Annotated in this window: 15 protein-coding genes; 4 read left to right on the forward strand and 11 right to left on the reverse strand. The window is 58.1% G+C overall.

The genetic code is table 11. The features are described from left to right. Window positions 1-43: 43 nt before the first annotated feature. The 4 genes from AAAC48_RS11410 to AAAC48_RS11425 form a co-directional block, all read right to left on the reverse strand. Window positions 44-616, reverse strand: a complete 573-nt coding sequence (locus tag AAAC48_RS11410) for an ABC-type transport auxiliary lipoprotein family protein (RefSeq protein ID WP_340654283.1) — start codon at window positions 614-616, stop codon at window positions 44-46. A 77-nt stretch (window positions 617-693) separates the two neighbouring features. Then, entirely contained in the window at window positions 694-1,686 is a 993-nt protein-coding gene (locus AAAC48_RS11415) for an MlaD family protein (protein ID WP_340654284.1), read from the reverse strand. A 3-nt stretch (window positions 1,687-1,689) separates the two neighbouring features. Then, the gene (locus AAAC48_RS11420; protein ID WP_340654285.1) at window positions 1,690-2,568 is read right to left on the reverse strand and encodes an ABC transporter ATP-binding protein; all 879 of its coding nucleotides are present in this window, start codon (window positions 2,566-2,568) and stop codon (window positions 1,690-1,692) included. 12 nt (window positions 2,569-2,580) lie between these two features. Then, window positions 2,581-3,756, reverse strand: coding sequence for an MlaE family lipid ABC transporter permease subunit (locus AAAC48_RS11425; protein WP_340654286.1), 1,176 nt, complete (start codon window positions 3,754-3,756; stop codon window positions 2,581-2,583). A gap of 57 nt (window positions 3,757-3,813) precedes the next feature. Here AAAC48_RS11425 and dgcA point away from each other — a divergent pair, with 57 nt between their 5' ends. Beyond that, a complete protein-coding gene (dgcA, locus tag AAAC48_RS11430) occupies window positions 3,814-4,797 on the forward strand; it encodes an N-acetyl-D-Glu racemase DgcA (RefSeq protein WP_340654287.1) in 984 nt (327 codons plus the stop codon). Here dgcA and AAAC48_RS11435 read toward each other — a convergent pair. From AAAC48_RS11435 to AAAC48_RS11445, 3 genes are all read right to left on the reverse strand, one after another. After that, window positions 4,794-5,999 (reverse strand): MFS transporter, encoded by a 1,206-nt coding sequence (locus AAAC48_RS11435; protein WP_340654288.1) that lies wholly within the window; start codon window positions 5,997-5,999, stop codon window positions 4,794-4,796. The two genes, dgcA and AAAC48_RS11435, sit on opposite strands and share 4 nt — an antisense overlap. Before the next feature lie 316 nt (window positions 6,000-6,315). Then, window positions 6,316-7,398, reverse strand: a complete 1,083-nt coding sequence (locus tag AAAC48_RS11440; protein WP_340654289.1) for a glycosyltransferase family 1 protein — start codon at window positions 7,396-7,398, stop codon at window positions 6,316-6,318. Continuing rightward, entirely contained in the window at window positions 7,388-8,209 is an 822-nt protein-coding gene (locus tag AAAC48_RS11445) for a UDP-2,3-diacylglucosamine diphosphatase (RefSeq protein ID WP_340654290.1), read from the reverse strand. Before AAAC48_RS11445 ends, AAAC48_RS11440 begins: the two co-directional genes overlap by 11 nt. Before the next feature lie 224 nt (window positions 8,210-8,433). On the opposite strand from AAAC48_RS11445, the gene AAAC48_RS11450 reads away from it, so the two are divergent. Further along, entirely contained in the window at window positions 8,434-10,731 is a 2,298-nt protein-coding gene (locus AAAC48_RS11450) for an NADP-dependent malic enzyme (RefSeq protein WP_340654291.1), read from the forward strand. Between the two features lie 89 nt (window positions 10,732-10,820). After that, window positions 10,821-11,894, forward strand: a complete 1,074-nt coding sequence (locus AAAC48_RS11455; protein ID WP_340654292.1) for a DUF2865 domain-containing protein — start codon at window positions 10,821-10,823, stop codon at window positions 11,892-11,894. Here the strand turns inward: AAAC48_RS11455 and gltX are convergent. Both gltX and AAAC48_RS11465 read right to left on the reverse strand, forming a co-directional pair. Next, window positions 11,812-13,185, reverse strand: coding sequence for a glutamate--tRNA ligase (gene gltX, locus AAAC48_RS11460; protein ID WP_340654293.1), 1,374 nt, complete (start codon window positions 13,183-13,185; stop codon window positions 11,812-11,814). The two genes, AAAC48_RS11455 and gltX, sit on opposite strands and share 83 nt — an antisense overlap. A gap of 82 nt (window positions 13,186-13,267) precedes the next feature. Further along, entirely contained in the window at window positions 13,268-15,082 is a 1,815-nt protein-coding gene (locus tag AAAC48_RS11465; protein WP_340654294.1) for an ABC transporter ATP-binding protein, read from the reverse strand. A 125-nt stretch (window positions 15,083-15,207) separates the two neighbouring features. Between AAAC48_RS11465 and AAAC48_RS11470 the strand changes: the two genes are divergently transcribed. Beyond that, window positions 15,208-15,450 carry a hypothetical protein gene (locus AAAC48_RS11470; protein WP_340654295.1) on the forward strand — a complete coding sequence of 81 codons (243 nt, stop codon included), beginning with the start codon at window positions 15,208-15,210 and terminating at the stop codon, window positions 15,448-15,450. 2 nt (window positions 15,451-15,452) lie between these two features. Here AAAC48_RS11470 and AAAC48_RS11475 read toward each other — a convergent pair whose 3' ends face one another. Then, window positions 15,453-17,126 carry an NAD+ synthase gene (locus AAAC48_RS11475; protein WP_340654297.1) on the reverse strand — a complete coding sequence of 558 codons (1,674 nt, stop codon included), beginning with the start codon at window positions 17,124-17,126 and terminating at the stop codon, window positions 15,453-15,455. Between the two features lie 53 nt (window positions 17,127-17,179). After that, window positions 17,180-17,530 carry a diacylglycerol kinase gene (locus AAAC48_RS11480; RefSeq protein WP_340654298.1) on the reverse strand — a complete coding sequence of 117 codons (351 nt, stop codon included), beginning with the start codon at window positions 17,528-17,530 and terminating at the stop codon, window positions 17,180-17,182. Window positions 17,531-17,731: the final 201 nt, after the last annotated feature.

Genomic DNA, 17,731 nt, shown 5'->3' on the forward strand with positions numbered 1-17,731 from the left:
GAGGGTTTGTCCCGCTCCTTGACTCAGAAAACCGACACTTGACTCAGATAACCGACAGCGTCCAGGTCACGATATCGCTCGTGGCATCTTCGAATGCACGGTCGAGCGCAGCGATGTAGGCGTCATTGCCAGCACCGCTCACGCGCGATGTCGAACGGAAGACACGCGTTGCCCGCACTGTTCCGTTCTTGTCGTTCAAGATCTTGATCGCGATCTCGACCACCGCGGTCTCGCCCGCGGAGGCATCGATGTTGAAGGTTCGGATTTCGCTGATCACCTGATAGTCAATGGCAAGGCCGTCACCTGGCCGGCCTACACCGCCAAGGCGGTGCGTGCTCTCGAATGCTTGTACCAGCCGGGACTGCACGATATTCGGCAGCCGGTCGGCCCATTGGGCGCCCTTGAGGAAGAAAATCGAGTTCGGACCGGAGCGGACGACCACACTTTCCCCGTCCAGTGCCTTGAGCGCGGACGGAGCAGCAATCAGGATCTGGCGACCGTGCTTCTTAGAAGAAGTGACCGATGGCGAAGGGCTGGAAAGATCAAATGTATCAAGCTTCTTGCTGCTGGCGCAGGCTGATGCGGACAAGGCGATCAGCAGAGCGGCAACTGTCATTCTTGAATGCACCAATGCCCCAGTCCCCGCGAAGCGTAACGATCCGTTAGCCTTCATGCGATGCGAATCTGCCAAAGTCAACGGCGTGTGCGCCCGTCATATTCAGGAACGCTGCCAGTCCCACCGAAAATCACACGTTGCGGGTTTTTTTCGAGATCTGTGATCGCTCGCTCGATCCGCTGGACCGATTGGCGGCTCTCGTTTACGAGCGCCTGCACATCGCGCAGGCCCTGTCCAGAGAATCGGTTGATGTTGTCCGTGATCGGACCGAGTCGCGCGTTGAGGTTGTCCGCTACAGCCCGATAGGACTGCATTGTCTGTCGCGCCTCCCTGACGACGCTGCCATCCTGATCCGAAAGCTGGGTATCGAGCTTGGCTAGAACACCATCGACCCGGGCGGAAGCCGAATTAAGGCGCGTCATCATTTCTCGCGCCTCCTTGACCACAGCCTGGACATCTTCCGCACTCTGGCTGAACTTGTCGATCACTTCGGAATTGTTGGCGAGCGCATCGGTGAACTTCTTGGTATTGCTGACTGTATCGACCAGCGGGCCCTTCACTTCCGTGATGAAGCTCTCGATTGTGCTCACGGCGCCGTCGACACGTTCCAGAATGGTCTGTGCCTTCTGCAAAAGGTTGTTCACAACGGAGGGATCGGCATCCATACGGGCGATCTGATCGTCTTTCGCCGCTTCTTCAAGCAAGTTCGGTTCGTTGAGCTTGCCGCCCTTGAGCTCGATGAACGCCTGCCCGGTCAGACCGGCAAAACCAAGTGTCGCCTGTGTCGAACGGGTGATCGGGGTGGTTGCATTGACTTCCGTCTGGGCGATCACCGCATCAGGATTGTTGGCATCGATGAACAGGCGCCGGACAGTGCCGACCTTGATACCGTTAAAGAGCACCTGGCTGCCTTCGGAAAGGCCGGTGACTGAGCCGACGATGCGGATCTCGAGGGTTGCGGTTTCGCTTCGGTCGCCATAGCGGGCAATCCAGTAGACAAACCCGAATGCGAGCATGCAGACGACCAGGGTGAAAATCCCGACCAGGACATAATTGGCTTTGGTTTCCATGGCCTATTCCACCCGACCTTCTTGCCCCTGGGCTGGCTGTGTCGCGGTTCGATCGCCTCCCGATCGCCGCCTGCTGTTGCCGTTACTGACGATCTGGCGTGCACGCTTGCCGCGGAAATATTCCTGAACCCACGGGTCGTCGAACGCCAGCATATCTTCAATGGTTCCCTGGACGAGAACCTTCTTCTTACCCAATACCGCGATTCGGTCGCAAACAGCGAACAGGCTGTCGAGGTCATGGGTCACCATATAGACCGTCAGCCCCATCGTATCGCGCAGATTGGCGATAAGTTCATCGAAATCCGCTGCACCGATCGGATCGAGACCAGACGTCGGCTCATCAAGAAAGACAATCTCGGGATCGAGCGACAGGGCCCGGGCCAGTGCCGCACGCTTGATCATGCCGCCCGACAGCTCCGACGGGTATTTCTCCGCGGTATCGGGTTTCAGGCCGACGAGGTCGATTTTCAAACGGGCGAGCTCATCCATCAATCTTTGCGGAATATCGAGATATTCACGCATCGGCACCTGGATGTTTTCAAGCACCGTCAGCGCGGAAAACAGCGCACCATGCTGGAAGAGCACACCCATGCGCATATCGACGCTCAATTTTTCCTGTTCAGAAGCGCGGTCGATATCATGGCCGAAAATGCTGATCTTGCCGGACTGCTTCTGATTGAGCCCAAGGATTGCCCGCATCAGCACAGACTTGCCCGTGCCGGATGCACCAACAAAACCGAGAATCTCGCCGCGATAGACGTCTAGCGACAAATGGTCGAGAACGGTTGATGTCCCAAACGAAACAGTGACGTCCTTTACCGAAAGGATGACGTCCTGTGCGTCTGTATCAGGTTGCTGTTTGCTTGCTGCTGTCGGGGTCATGCGCCTGGTAGCTCAAAAATTGATGGACGCGTAGAAGATCGCGAAAATGCCATCGACCACGATCACAACGAATATGGATTTGACCACGGATGCCGTCACACGCTGACCGAGCGACTCGGCGCTGCCGCCAACTTTCATACCCTCAACTGAGGCCATGATGCCGATGATCATCGCCATGAAGGGCGCCTTGATCAGACCTGCCAAATAGCTCGACAAATCAATGGCATCACGCAATCGCTGAATGAATGCATCCGGCGTGATACCGGAATAGGCCCAGGTGATGACAATCGCGCCTACGAGGGCCGCAAAGTCGGCTATGATCGTCAGCAATGGCAGCGATATGACCAGCGCAACCAGACGCGGAAACACCAGCACACCGACCGGATTGAGGCCGATGACGGTCAACGCATCGGTCTCCTCGCGCATCTTCATCGAACCGATTTCGGCGGTGATCGCACTTCCGGAACGCCCGGCGATCATGATCGCCGTTAGCAGCACGCCGATTTCGCGCAGCACCAGAATGCCAACGAGATCGACAACGAAAATCTCCGCGCCGAAGTAGCGCAACTGAAACGCACCCTGCTGTGCGATGATCGCGCCAATGATCGTCGACATCAGTACAACCACCGGTACGGCTCCGATACCCATGCTGTCGATCTGGTGGACAATCGCCGCCGGTCTGATGCCGCTGCGGCCGCTGCCCTTCATCTGGGCGCCGCGCACGGTTGCGCCAAGGATATGCATCGCCTTGATAAAATCATCGCCGAAGGCGTAGACGGTCCTGCCGATCGTCTCAAGAAAGCGAATCAACATGTTCGAGCGTTCAACTGGAACGGCCTCTTCCGGCGCCGTGGCCGCCTCGCTCACCGCATCGAACAACGCACCCCAACTGGGCGACCGGCCCTCGATTGTTACCTGTTTGCCGGCTTTTTCAAGCTTGGTTCGCAAGCGTTCAATCAGCCATGTGCCGGCTGTATCAAGCAATTCAACGCCAGAAAGGTCGATTGCAGCACTGGAAAAGCTGGTGTCGCGACCGATTTCGCGCATACGCTCGTCCACGCGGCGGACGTTACGCGTCGTCCAGGCACCTGTAAGCGCGATCGTCGCGCGATCGCCTTCCTTGCTGAATTCAACGTGAGGCGGCGCTGCGGTAGAAGCACTTGAATTGTTTGCTCTATCGGTCAACATCACACACACATATCGAGTCTCTCGGCTGATGTCACTTGAACAATTAAGGCGTGGAAAATGGCACTGAAAATGGAGATAACCGTAGAGCGCTGGCCCATCGCGGGGACGTTCACGATCTCCCGCGGTTCCAAAACCGAAGCTGCCGTCGTGGTCTTTACTTTGACCGATAGCGGGTTTTTGGGCCGCGGCGAATGCGTACCCTATGCACGCTATGGCGAGAGCCTGGATTCCGTTTGTGCCGAGATCGAGAAACTGCGGGATGCGCTGGCGGATGGCGCCACTCGGGACGATTTGCCCGGCCTGATCGGCGCTGGCGCCGCGCGGAATGCCGTGGATTGCGCTTTATGGGATCTCGAAGCGAAGCGTACCGGAAGATCCGTCTCTGATATTGTCGGGTTGCCGCGATTGCACGAGCTCAGCACCGCAGTGACAGTCTCTTTTGGCGATGCGCAGGCGATGGCTGCTTCGACCAAAGGCTTTGCCAACCGGCCATTGATCAAGGTCAAGGTCGGCGGCGAGAATGATGCGGAACGCATCCGCGCCGTTGCCGAAGCCGCACCGGCGAGCCGCATCATCATCGATGCCAATGAAGGCTGGAACGACGACAATATCGTTGAAAACATGCTGGCTGCTGCCAAGGCCGGCGTCGTGCTGATCGAGCAGCCGCTCCCGGCCGGGAAAGACGAGATCCTCGCCAAGATTCCGCATCCCGTGCCGATCTGTGCCGATGAAAGCGCCCATGGTACGGACGATCTGCACACGCTGCTCGGGCGTTATGACAGCATCAATATCAAGCTCGACAAGACTGGCGGTCTGACAGAAGCGCTGCGCATGCAGAAGCGTGCGCGCGAGCTTGGCTTTGGCATCATGGTTGGCTGCATGGTCGGAACCTCGCTCGCGATGGCGCCCGCAGTGCTCGTGGCGCAGGACGCGGATTTTGTCGATCTCGATGGTCCGCTTATCCTGAGGGAAGACCGCAAGCCGGGTCTGGTTTTCGAAGGCAGCCGCGTCTCGCCACCACAGCCCGAACTATGGGGCTAGGCTTCCCGCTGTTCGAGTCTGAGCGAGACATTGGCAAGAACGAGACCGCAGGCCGCGAGCGCAACCATCACGTAGAAGCCGTAAATTCCGGTTGCAGTGTAGAGCGGGCCGGATGCCATGGTGACGATTGCCAGTGATGTGCCGATGAAAAATGTTGAGAGGCCCTGCGCGGTACCGCCGCGTTCTTCTGGTATGGTGAGCGCGATCATCTTTTGCATACCGAGGAACGAGAGTGCGAAGGAGAAGGCATGGAGACTCTGGATCAGAAGAAATCCAGCAACGCCGAGGCCCGCTGGCGCAATGAGGGGGAACACTGTCCAGCGGAACATTGCAACAGCAGAACCGATCATCAGCACACGCGCCGGGTGAAGCCATCCAAAGAATCGGCGAAAACAGGTAAACATGATCACTTCCGCAACCACGGAGATCGACCAAAGCGCGCCGATCATGGTTTCCTCGATGCCGATCGACTTCCAGTAAATTGCGGAGAAACTGTAGCCATAGGCGTGGCTGGCCTGGGTGATCCCCGTGGCGATCAGAAACGTGACAAAGGCGGGCCTGCGCAGCGCCCTGCCCGCGTCGGCAACGTCGACGTCCGAGAGTGGCGACAGGCGGCGCGGCTTGCCGATGCGCGGCACAATGAAGCTCATGGCACAAGCCGCGATCAGGGTGCCGATCAGCGCCCATGGGATGATGTGCTCGCCCACGTGCTGGATGAAAATCCCGCCGACAAAGGATGTGAGCAGAAACGATATCGATCCCCAGACACGCATCTTGGCAAAGTCAGCGTCATAGCGGCGAACACCGGAAAGAGCGATCGTATCGGCGAGTGGCACCTGTGACGTCCATGGCGGCGCCAGCATCAACGACACAACCAGAATCCCGGCAAAGCCGAATGGCACAAAGTAAAATGCCGCGACAAGGGCAGCCAGAATTGTCGCAATACTGAGTATATGCGCCCGGTCGTTAGACCGATCCGCCAGCATGGAGACCAGCGGCGCGGCAATAACCCGCACGAAAAGCGGCATGGACAAAACGATGGCAATTTGTGTCGGCGTCAGGGAGCGGTATTCCAGCCATAACGGGAAGTATGGGAGGTGCAATCCGCTGGACGTAAAAATTGCAAAATAGGCCAATGCGACCCGCAGCTCGAAACGAGGCGGCTTCTCCTGGTAGGTGTCCGCTGAGGCGGCGGCTATCATTGAAGGACTTTCGGAAGGTCGGAACGGTTCGGGCAGAATCGCAACTGCGCGTTGCCCAGGATCCGCACCTATCACGAAATTCGCCAACCGCCCAGAAACATTGGCGAATTTTGTTATTCCATCTTGGGAGCCAGCTTCGGTCTGCACTGGGAAACTCTGGACGTTGACTTCTCGGTCCCTGGCCTGCCCGCTGGTCTCTCTGGTACACGCGCCTATATGGCACGTCGGGCCGGGACAGGCAAAATCGCCTTTTAGGCAGAACGGTACCAAAGGTGGACGGCCACGAAAAATCGCAAGCGCTTGATAAACTGAGTTCCTATTCCGCTGACACTACCCGGTTGGACTTCACCCGGTTCGAAGCAAGCTCGCGCGAACCAACAATCGTCGTCAGTACACCTTCGAAAATATCGGCGCAGGCTTCCCAGCTGAAACCCTGGAGCCTTGCGTCAGGATCGACACGGCCCATCTCCAGCGCCCCCAATGCAGCTTCCTGCAAATCGTCTGAAAGGACGCCTGCACCCGAGGCACCGATAACATCCTTTGGACCGGGAACGGGGTAGCCGGCGACAGGCAGACCACAGGCAATGGCCTCCAGTAGCACCAGTCCGAATGTATCGGTCCGGCTTGGAAACACAAACACATCCGATCCGGCATAGAATTCGGCAAGCGCCTCCCCCTCCTTCTTTCCGGCAAACACCGCATCCGGATATTTCCGCTTCAACTCATCAAGATCGGGGCCATCGCCGACAACTAGCTTTGTTCCCGGTAGTTTAAGCGAAAGGAAGGCTTCGAGGTTCTTTTCCGGTGCAACCCGGCCGACACAGAGGAAAATCGGTTGGGGCAGATTGAGGTCGACATCGGGCTGGGGGCGGAAAAGCTGACGATCGACACCACGGGTCCATACCTTCAGGGTCTCGAAGCCACGAGCAACCAGTTCGTCATGGATCGACTGTGTCGGGACAAGGCAGCTTTCGGCCGCATTGTGGAAGCGCCGCAGGAACCTATAGGACCAGGATAGCGGGATCGGCAGCCGCTCGCGCAGATATTCGGGAAAACGCGTGTGAAAGCTTGTGGTAAAGCGCCAATTGTTCTTCAGGCAAGCGCGCCGCGCCATGATGCCAAGCGGGCCCTCCGTGGCGATGTGGACAAAAGCCGGCTGGAGAGCTTCGATCCGCGCTTTGACAGCCAGCGGGTGGGTCAATGCCAGACGGATTTCGGGGTAGGTCGGACAAGGCGCCGAGCGATAATCGGCAGGCGAAATGATCGTCACCTCGAAGCCCCGCGCTTCCATCTGCTCGCGAAGCTTGGTCAGCGTGCGCACCACGCCATTCACCTGGGGGTGCCAGGCGTCCGAAACAATGACAAGCCGCTTAGGCTGGGCGTTTCGCTCAGGCGGCATTCGCCGCCTTTGGACGCTTGTCGTCCAGACGAACGACCGGTGCGAAGCCGGCCTGCTCGCCGATCAGATGCGTCCATGACAATAACTCCATGCGGCCATCATGGTGTTCGACGATAGCAGTGCAGCTTTCCACCCAGTCACCGGTATTGATATATTCGATACCGTCGATGTGCTCGATCGTTGCGTGGTGGATGTGGCCGCAGATCACGCCATCAGCGCCGATGCGCCGCGCCTCGTCCGAGACCACCGTCTGAAACGAGCCGATAAAGTTGACCGCTTTCTTGACGCGGAATTTTGCCCAGGCCGAAAACGACCAGTAGCGCAGCCCGAGCATGCGCCGCGCCTTGTTCATGATCGTGTTGATGGCAAGAGCCGCGTCGTAGGCCCAGTCGCCGAGATAGGCGATGTGACGTGCGTTGCGTACCACGACATCGAACTGGTCGCCATGAATGACGAGGAATTTCCGGCCGTCAGCCGTCTCATGCATCGTGCGATCCATGACCTCGATGCCGCCGAAATGAGTTCCCTGAAAATCACGCAGGAACTCGTCATGATTGCCGGCGATATAGAGGATGCGCGCGCCCTTGCGGCTCTTGCGCAGAAGCTTCTGCACAATGTCATTGTGCTCCTGCGGCCAGTGCCAATTGCGACGCAGACGCCAGCCATCGACGATGTCCCCGACCAGATAGATCGTATCGGCGTCGTGATACTTCAGGAAATCCAGAAGAAAACTCGCCTTCGCGCCTTTTGAGCCGAGATGGACATCGGACAGGAAAAGTGTGCGGAACTTACGGGTCTCGTTCTCGACCATGATGCTGATCTCCGTTCAGCGCTGACGCCGGGGCGCCCAGTTGCACTGACACAAACCCGATTCATGTCACAATCATATGACGGCAGGGAAAAGTGGGTGTTTTCGAAAGATAAACACTTGTAACAAAATAGACTTCATTTATGCCTCGCGCTGTTATTTATGCGTGCTAAACAAATTGAAACGCGAATTGTGACGCCAAGCCAATTTTCCGGAGGACTTCATCAATGGCCAAGGACAATGTACCCAGCAGCTCCGACCTTGAAGAAAGCGCGCTTTTCTACCATCGCTTTCCTCAACCGGGGAAGCTGGAAATCCAGGCTACGAAGACGCTGGGAAATCAGCGCGACCTGGCGCTCGCCTATTCGCCGGGCGTTGCCGCACCGTGCCTTGCCATTCACCAGAATCCGGCAACTGCCGCTGACTATACGAGCCGCGCCAATCTCGTCGCTGTCGTCTCCAACGGCACCGCTGTTCTCGGCCTTGGCAATATCGGACCGCTTGCGTCCAAGCCCGTGATGGAGGGCAAGGCCGTCCTGTTCAAGAAATTCGCCAATATTGACGTATTCGACATCGAGATCGACGCCAACGAGATCAACAGGATCGTCGATGTGGTGGCGGCCCTTGAACCGACCTTTGGCGGTATCAATCTTGAGGACATCAAGGCGCCGGAATGTTTCGAGGTCGAGGAACAGCTTCGCGCCAGGATGAACATTCCAGTCTTCCACGACGATCAGCACGGCACGGCAATCATCGTGGCTGCCGCCATTCTCAACGGCATGGAACTCGCGGGAAAAGACCTTTCCAAGGTCAAGATCGTCGCGTCCGGCGCCGGAGCCGCGGCCCTTGCCTGCCTCAATCTTCTGGTGAAGCTTGGTGCAGACCGGAAAAACATCTGGGTCTGCGATATTGACGGTGTTGTCTACGAGGGTCGCAACACGTTGATGGATCGCTGGAAGTCGGTGTACGTGCAGAAAACAGATGCACGCGTCCTCGCCGACGTCATTGGCGGCGCCGACGTGTTCCTTGGCCTGTCCGCTGCCGGGGTGTTGAAGCCCGAGCTCCTGAAGCAGATGGCGCCAAATCCGCTGATCATGGCGCTAGCCAATCCCAACCCGGAAATCATGCCCGAGGAAGCGCGCGCGGCGCGCGCCGATGCGATGATCTGCACGGGCCGATCGGATTTCCCCAACCAGGTCAACAACGTCCTCTGCTTCCCCTACATCTTCCGCGGCGCCCTTGATTGCGGCGCGCGCGCGATCAACGAGGAAATGAAGATGGCCGCGGTGAAGGCGATTGCCGCGCTCGCCCGGGAAGAGCCATCTGACGTCGCCGCACGCGCCTATTCCGGCGAGACGCCAACCTTCGGACCCAACTATCTTATCCCCTCACCCTTCGATCCGCGCCTGATCCTGCGCATCGCTCCGGCGGTGGCAAGGGCGGCCATGGAGACGGGCGTTGCTGAACGTCCGATCGAGGACTTCGACGCTTATCTCGACCGCTTGAACCGCTTTGTCTTCCGCTCCGGCCTGATCATGAAGCCGATCTTCACGGCCGCAAAGACGGCAGAGAAGAAACGCGTCATCTATGCGGACGGCGAAGACGAACGTGTGCTCCGTGCGGCGCAAGTGGTGCTGGAAGAGGGTATCGCCGTCCCTACCCTTATCGGGCGCCCACAAGTTATCGAGTCGCGCCTGCAGCGCTATGGTCTGAAGATCAAGATCGGGACGGATTTCGACGTCATCAACCCGGAGGATGATCCGCGTTACCGCGACTATGTCGATCTCCTGGTCAATCTGACCGGGCGGCGCGGCACCACGCCAGAAGTTGCGCGAACCGTCGTTCGCGGCAGCAGCACGGCCATTGCCGCCCTTGCCATTGTTCGCGGTGAAGCCGATGCGATGATTTGCGGTCTCGAGGGCCGTTTCGAACGGCACCTGCGCAATGTCGACCAGATCATCGGGAAGTCGGAGGGCATTCGCAATTTCTCGGCGCTGAGCCTGCTGATCTCGCAGCGTGGCGTGCTCTTCCTGACCGACACCTATGTCAATATCGATCCAACCGCCGAGGAAATCGCCGAAAAGACCGTACTCGCCGCTAACGAGATTCGCCGGTTTGGCATCGAACCGAAAGCCGCCTTGCTGTCGCACTCCAATTTCGGCTCACGCGATTCCGAGAGCGCGGCGAAAATGCGGACTGCCTCGGAAATCCTGCGCGCCAAGGCACCTGATTTGGAGCAGGACGGCGAAATGCATGGCGACTCCGCGCTCTCGCAGGTATTGCGCGAGCGCGTACTTCCGCATTCGCGTCTGCGCGACGAAGCCAATCTTCTGGTCTTCCCCAATCTCGACGCCGCGAACATCACGCTCAATGTGGTCAAGACGGTTACCGATGCACTGCATGTTGGCCCGATCCTGCTCGGCGCGGCCAAGCCCGCACACATCCTGACGCCGTCCGTAACCTCGCGTGGCATCGTCAACATGACGGCGCTGGCGGTCGTGGAGGCATCACAACGCGTTGAATGATTAAGAATGTCTTATTGCTGCCGCATGGTCATGAATGGTGCATGCGCATTGGTTTCTCACGAATGCGCATGACAACCCCGGACCGTTGAATGTATCGGACACTGTACCTCGCCGCGATCGCTGTTGCTGCCACTTTGGCGGCCACGTCGCTCTCGTTCGCCAATTCAGATATTTGCGCGCGGATGCAGGAGCGGCTCGACCAGCTGAACAGCAACATCAATCTGGACGACTATGAACTGACGCTACGACGCGACCGGGTCGAGGCGGCACTCGACGCAAATGATTGTCCTGTCTTGGATGAACCCATACACGAGAGCCCTCGTCGCGACGTTCCGCTTTACGAAGAACCTCAGCGCGACCGGCCCCTTTACGAGGAGCCGCGGCGCGAGGCAGCGCAGCCGCGACCTTACGAGGTTCTCGGAAAACAACCCGAAGCCGTTGAACCGGCAATGAGCACGGCGCCGGTCTATGGCGGTCGCTACCAGACGCTCTGCGTGCGCACATGCGATGGCTACTACTACCCTATCTCGTATGAAACAGGCGCCGAGAATTTCTCGCGTGATCAGGCTCAATGTCAGGCCCAGTGCCCAGGCGCGAAGCTGTTTTACCAGCCGACCGACAATCAAAATCCCGAGAAAATGATCTCGCTCAGAGGTGACATCTACAAGAACATGCCGAATGCCTTCAAGTTCAAGAAGGTCGGAGCAAACGCGACGCCGCAATGTACCTGCCAGAAGGCGGCCGGAAACTTCACGACGCTTGGAAATCCGAAGGGACTGGCAAAAGAGCCAGCCAAACCTGCGCCAGCGGCCGAACCCTCCAGGCCGGCCGAAACCAAAGCAGAACCGGTCAAGCCAACGCAACCGGCGGATGCCAAGGCAGAACCGGCGAAACCGGTCGAAGCAAAGGCAGAACCGGCAAAGCCCGCGGAAACCAAACCAGCCGCATCCACCCCTGCATCAGATCCCGCAGCAAATCCCTCGTCCATCATTCAATTGGGCGCGCCCGCGAAGCCGAAGATCGAAGCCGAGAAACCAACACCGCTGACAGAAGACAAGCCAATCGATCCCAACCGCAAGGTCAGGGTCGTCGGGCCAACGTTCCTTCCCGACCAAGCAGGGGCAACAAGTCCGCAAGCTCAGGACCGGAAGTCAGCCCAGTAAGCGCGACGCGCAACGGCATGAACAATAGCTTGCCCTTGCGCCCGCTCTGCCCTTTCACGGCATCGGTCCACTGTTTCCACGTGTCGCGGTTCCAGGGCTCGGGCGGCAAAAGATCGAAGGCGGCGCGAACGAAATCACGATCCTCTTCGGCAAGCTGCTCGTCCGCTGCCGGACCTTCCTTGACGATCTTCCACCAGCTGGCTGCATCGGAGACGCGCGATAGGTTGCCCTGCACGGCGAGCCAGAAGTCTTCTGCCTGATCGCCCGCTATACCAAGTGCTGCAAGCCTGTCTCGCGCGTCGGCAAATGGCATTGCGTGGATCAGCGCGCGATTGAGCGTGTCGAGTTCGCCGGGATCGAACTTAGATGCAGATTTTGACGTTGCTGCGGGATCGAAAATCTCGGCAAGGACGTCCATGCTCGGTACGGCAGTGACGTTTTCCGAAGTTCCAATGAGCACCGCCAGGCTGGCAACGGCCATCGGCTCATAGCCGTCACGACGCAAGCTGCCGATCGAGAGCGCACCGGTACGCTTGGAAATTCCCTCGCCTGACGCCGTCGTCAGGAGGTTGATGTGACCGAGATCGGGAACCTTTGCACCCAGTGCCTCGATGATCGCAATCTGAACGCCACTATTGGTGATGTGGTCATTGCCGCGGATGATATGGGTGATCCCCATGTCGATGTCGTCGACAACCGATGTAAACGTATAGAGATATGTGCCGTCTTCACGCACCAGAACCGGGTCCGACAGGGAGGCAAGGTCGACCGTTTCCCTGTCGCGCACAAGATCGTTCCAATGAACTTCAGTCCTCGCGGCCGAAAACGGATCGTCCTTGAAGTTCGGCAGGAGGAAGCGCCAATGCGGACGTCGTCCCTCCGCTTCAAGCTTTGCCCTGTCGGCATCGGTCAGCTTCAGCGCTTCCCGGCCATAAATTGGCGGCAGGCGGCGGGCAAGACGCAATTTCCGCTTGCGCTCGAGTTCCTCGGCGGTCTCGTAGCAGGGATAAAGCAAGCCGGCTGCCTTGAGCTTCTGGGCTGCAGCGTCATAGATCGGAATACGCTTCGACTGATATTCGATCAGCGCCGGTTTGATGCCCAGCCATTCGAGGTCAGCGATCGTCGCTTCGGCATATTCCGTCTTGGAGCGCACAGTATCGGTATCGTCAAAGCGCAGGATGAATTTGCCATTGTTTTTCAGCGCGAAAAGCCAGTTGAACAGCGCAATGCGCGTGTTGCCAATATGGATATAGCCGGTCGGAGATGGTGCAAAACGGACGGTGATGGTCATGCTTGGGGCATATCGGATGCTGCCCTGAATGGCAATATGGGCCACGATTGCGCGCGGCCCATATTTCGTTCTGAGATCAGTACTAGTGGTCGTTGAGGACGAGGCCCTTGGTCAGCTCGAGTGCCTGCCGCTCGAACAGGCTGCGGTAGATCCCACCATTGAGCCTGATCAGGGCTTCGTGGTTGCCTTCCTCGGCAATGCGGCCATGGTCGAAGACCAGGAGCCTGTCGAGGGACCGCACAGTCGACAGACGGTGAGCAATCACCAATGTCGTCCGGCCCAGCATCAGCCGCTCCATCGCCTGCTGGATCAGCACTTCCGATTCTGAATCGAGGCTGGAAGTTGCCTCGTCCAGAATGAGAACAGGAGCGTCGGCAAGGAAAGCCCGGGCGATGGCTACCCTCTGGCGCTCACCACCAGAAAGCTTGACGCCGCGCTCACCGACCAGCGTGCTGTATCCCTTCGGCAATGCCGTGATGAAGTCATGGGCGCTGGCCTGCCTTGCAGCCTCTTCGATCTCCTCTTGCGTGGCACCCGGCCGCGCATAGGCGATGTTTTCGGCAAGAGACCGATGAAACAGGATCGGCTCCTGCTGCACGATGGCAATCTGTTGGCGCAATGATGCCTGGCGGACACTGGCAATATCCTGACCGTCGATCAGAATTTGACCGGCCTTCACGTCGTGAAGGCGCTGGATCAGCTTGACGAAGGTTGTCTTGCCCGAACCGGAATGACCGACCAGCCCGACCCGCTCGCCCGCCCGGATCGTCACCGAAAACCGGTCATAGAGCGGCAGACGGTGTGCACCGTAGAGGAAGGTCACATTGTCGAACTCGATCTTGCCGTTGGTGATCCGGATCGGCTTGGCGCCGGGCCGGTCTTCAATGCCAAGCGGCTGACTCTGGATATCAACCAGTTCCTCCATGTCATTGACAGAACGCTGCAAATTGCGGATGTGCATCCCGACTTCCCGCAGGTAGCCCTGCAGGATGAAGAAGGAGGTGAGCACAAAGGTGATATCACCTGCACTCGCCTGTCCCTTAGACCACAGGACCAGCGCAAAGCCGATGACTGCAGCCCGAAGCACCAGCAGCATCGAGCCTTGCGTGGTACCGTTGCGTGTCCCACGGACCCAGGTCCGCGCGGTCCGGTCCTGCCATTTGGTCAGGACCTTGGCGAGACGCGCATCCTCGCGGCTTTCCGCACCGAACCCCTTTACGACCATGTTGCAGCTGACTGCATCGGCAAGCGAGCCGCCAAGCTTTGTATCCCAGCGATTGGCGAGGCTTGCCATGGGCGCAACATAGCCGAGCGACATCATCGCGGTGACCGAGACAAAGATTAGCGAGCCAATGCCGATGATCACACCCATCAGCGGCCAATACCAGGCCATCAGCGCTGTTGAGCCTACAAGCATGACGATTGACGGGAACAGCGCAAGCAGCAGCGTATCGTTCAAAAGGTCGAGCGCCCACATGCCACGCGTCACCTTGCGCACCGTCGAGCCGGCAAAGCTGTTGGCATGCCAGTCGGTCGAGAAACGCTGGATCCGGTAGAATGCACCTGATGCGATATCAGACATCATCTTCAGTGTCAGATTAACCACTGCCATGAAGGTGATGTGCCGCAGGATGATCGCGCCCAGCGACAACGCAAGCAGCGTCGAGAATGCAGCAATCGCCGCATCCCACACCACAGCCTCGGTGGCGTGACCATTGACGACAGCATCGACGAGCCGTCCCGAATAGAGCGGCGTTAACACGTCGGCGAGCGTCGACAGCAACACCGCGCCAAGAATGACGACCAGACGCACCGGCTGCTTTTGCCAGTGTTTCCAGGTGAATCCAAGAACGCTGCGGAATGCACCACCGCGCAAGTCTAATCGCAAAAAAGACATGACGAATGTCCGGTACCAAGCGCACCGGCCTCAATAGAAATTTCAGACAAGAATGCCGTGAAAAAGAACGTGGAGTCAGTACGGCATGATTGGTTTGGCGACTCGCCTGGATACAGGAAAGGCCAATGTCGGCGATGAGTTACCTTGACTTCGTGAAGTCAATCGAGAAGTCACAAGGCCTCTCGTCATCACGTGTCAGGAACGAGCGCCGCCCCGCGGGGACATGGAAAAAGCTGTCATTCGAGAACCTCCCGGTCTTCATTGCCGGAAGTTCGCTTATAGGTGAATCGTTCCCGGACGCCAAGCGCCTGTTTTTTAGGCAGACGCTTTTCGAATATTGGTGCGGCCAGATTGCAACAGTACTTTGATCTCAGCTTCGATCGCGGAACCTGTTCGTGATGGGATAGCGGCGATCGCGGCCGAAATTCTTCTTTGTCACCTTCACGCCCGGCGCAGATTGCCGGCGCTTATATTCCGCGATGTAAAGCAGATGCTCGATACGCTCGACCGTCGCACGGTCGTGACCGCGTTCGACGATTTCATCGACACCCATTTCGTTCTCGACGAGACATTCGAGAATATCGTCGAGAACCGGATAAGGCGGCAGCGAATCCTGATCGGTCTGGTTTTCGCGCAATTCGGCCGAAGGTGCTTTCTTGATGATGTTCACCGGGATAACCTCGCCCGATGGCCCGAGACCGCCGGCAGGAACATTGTTGTTGCGCCATTCCGACATGGCGTAGACCTGCATCTTGTATAGGTCCTTGATCGGATTGTAGCCGCCATTCATGTCGCCGTAGAGCGTTGCATAGCCAACCGACATTTCCGATTTATTGCCGGTCGTCACCACCATGGAACCGAACTTGTTGGAAATCGCCATCAGGATCGTGCCGCGGGCCCGGCTCTGCAGATTTTCCTCGGTGATCCCTTCCTTGGTACCCTCGAAAGTCGGGCCAAGAGCCTTGAGGAAGCCCTGCACCGGCTCGAAGATCGGAACGATATCGTAGCGGCAGCCGAGCATTCGGGCGCAATCCTCGGCGTCCTTCAGCGAATCCCTGGATGTATAGGTGTACGGCATCATGACAGCGCGCAGGCGCTCTTCGCCCAGCGCATCCACGGCCAGTGCAGCGCAGATCGCCGAGTCGATACCGCCGGAAAGGCCGAGCACGACATCCTTGAAGCCATTCTTGTTGACGTAATCACGCAGGCCGAGCATGCATGCGCGGTAGTTTGCCTCCTCGCCCTCCGGAATCCGCGACATCGGCCCCTCGGTGCAAGACCAGCCGTTTGCTCCGCGCCGCCATGTGGTGACGATCAGTTGTTCCTCGAACTGCGACATCTGGAACGCGAGATTCTTGTCCGCATTGAAAGCAAAGGAAGCGCCGTCGAAAATCAGATCATCCTGTCCGCCGAGCTGGTTCGCGAAAACCAGCGGCAGACCGGTCTCGATCACCTGGCGCAGTGCCACCTGATAGCGCACATCGACCTTGCCGCGAAAATAGGGCGATCCATTGGGCACGCAGAAAATTTCCGCGCCACTTTCCGCCAGGGTTTCGCAGACGTCATGATCACCCCAGATATCCTCGCAAATCGGAATGCCGATACGCACCCCGCGGAAATTGACCGGACCGGGCATGGGGCCAGCCTGGAAAACGCGCTTTTCATCGAACTCGCCGTAATTCGGCAGGTCAACCTTGAAGCGTTCGGCAATCACCTTGCCGCCGTCAAGCACCATGGCTGAATTGTGCAGACCCGTTTCACGCTTCAGCGGTGTGCCGATAATGACACCGGGGCCGCCATCGGCGGTGTCCAGCGCGAAGTCCTGCACTGCCTTTTCGCAAGCTTCGATGAAGGCGCGCTTAAGCACCAGATCTTCCGGCGGATAACCCGAAATGAAAAGCTCAGTGTAGAGGATGAGATCGGCGCCTTGCCGAGCAGCATCAGCGCGCGCTTCGCGGGCTCTTGCCAGATTGCCTTTGATATCGCCCAGCACCGGATTGAGCTGAGCGATGGCGATACGGAGAATGTCGGGATTTTTGCTCATATTGAGTATTTAGCATTTCGTTGTTCGTTAAACAATGCGCAGGCTACCATGCCTCAGGAAAAAACCACGGTCCAGAGCGTATAGAGCCAGACCGCTGCCACCAGAATGATCGAGATCAGGACAGCCAGAGACCCGCAATCCTTGGCGATCTGAATCTCGCGATGGAAGTCCCGGGAAACCGCATCGCAGGCGGCTTCAATACCGGTATTGAGCACTTCGATCATGATCAAGAACAAGACTGATCCGGTCAGGAGCAAGAAGGACAGAACAGATGGCGCGAGAATGGCCGCCAGCGGTATGGAGAGAATGAGAAGCATGAGTTCTTGCTGAACAGCTTTCTCATGCTTCGCCAGATGCCGAAGCGCTCGCATGGAGTTGATGAATGCCAATACCAGCCGGTGCATGCGCTGCCCCCATATCTTCCCGTTGCGGCAGCTTTAAAGGGAGATTGGCGTTCGTCAATCCTTTGAACGGCTAGAGCAAATTTTGTCTATCTGGAGCCGGTTCTGTTTCCCGGATGGCGAGACAATCCACTCTCATGTGAATTCGGGCCAAATCCTGCGGGCTTCGGCTTCGTCCGATGCACACACATCGGCCTCGCCAAA

Origin of the sequence: Phyllobacterium sp., from assembly GCF_037994405.1 — a bacterium.
In the GTDB taxonomy this organism is placed as follows: Bacteria; Pseudomonadota; Alphaproteobacteria; order Rhizobiales; family Rhizobiaceae; genus Phyllobacterium.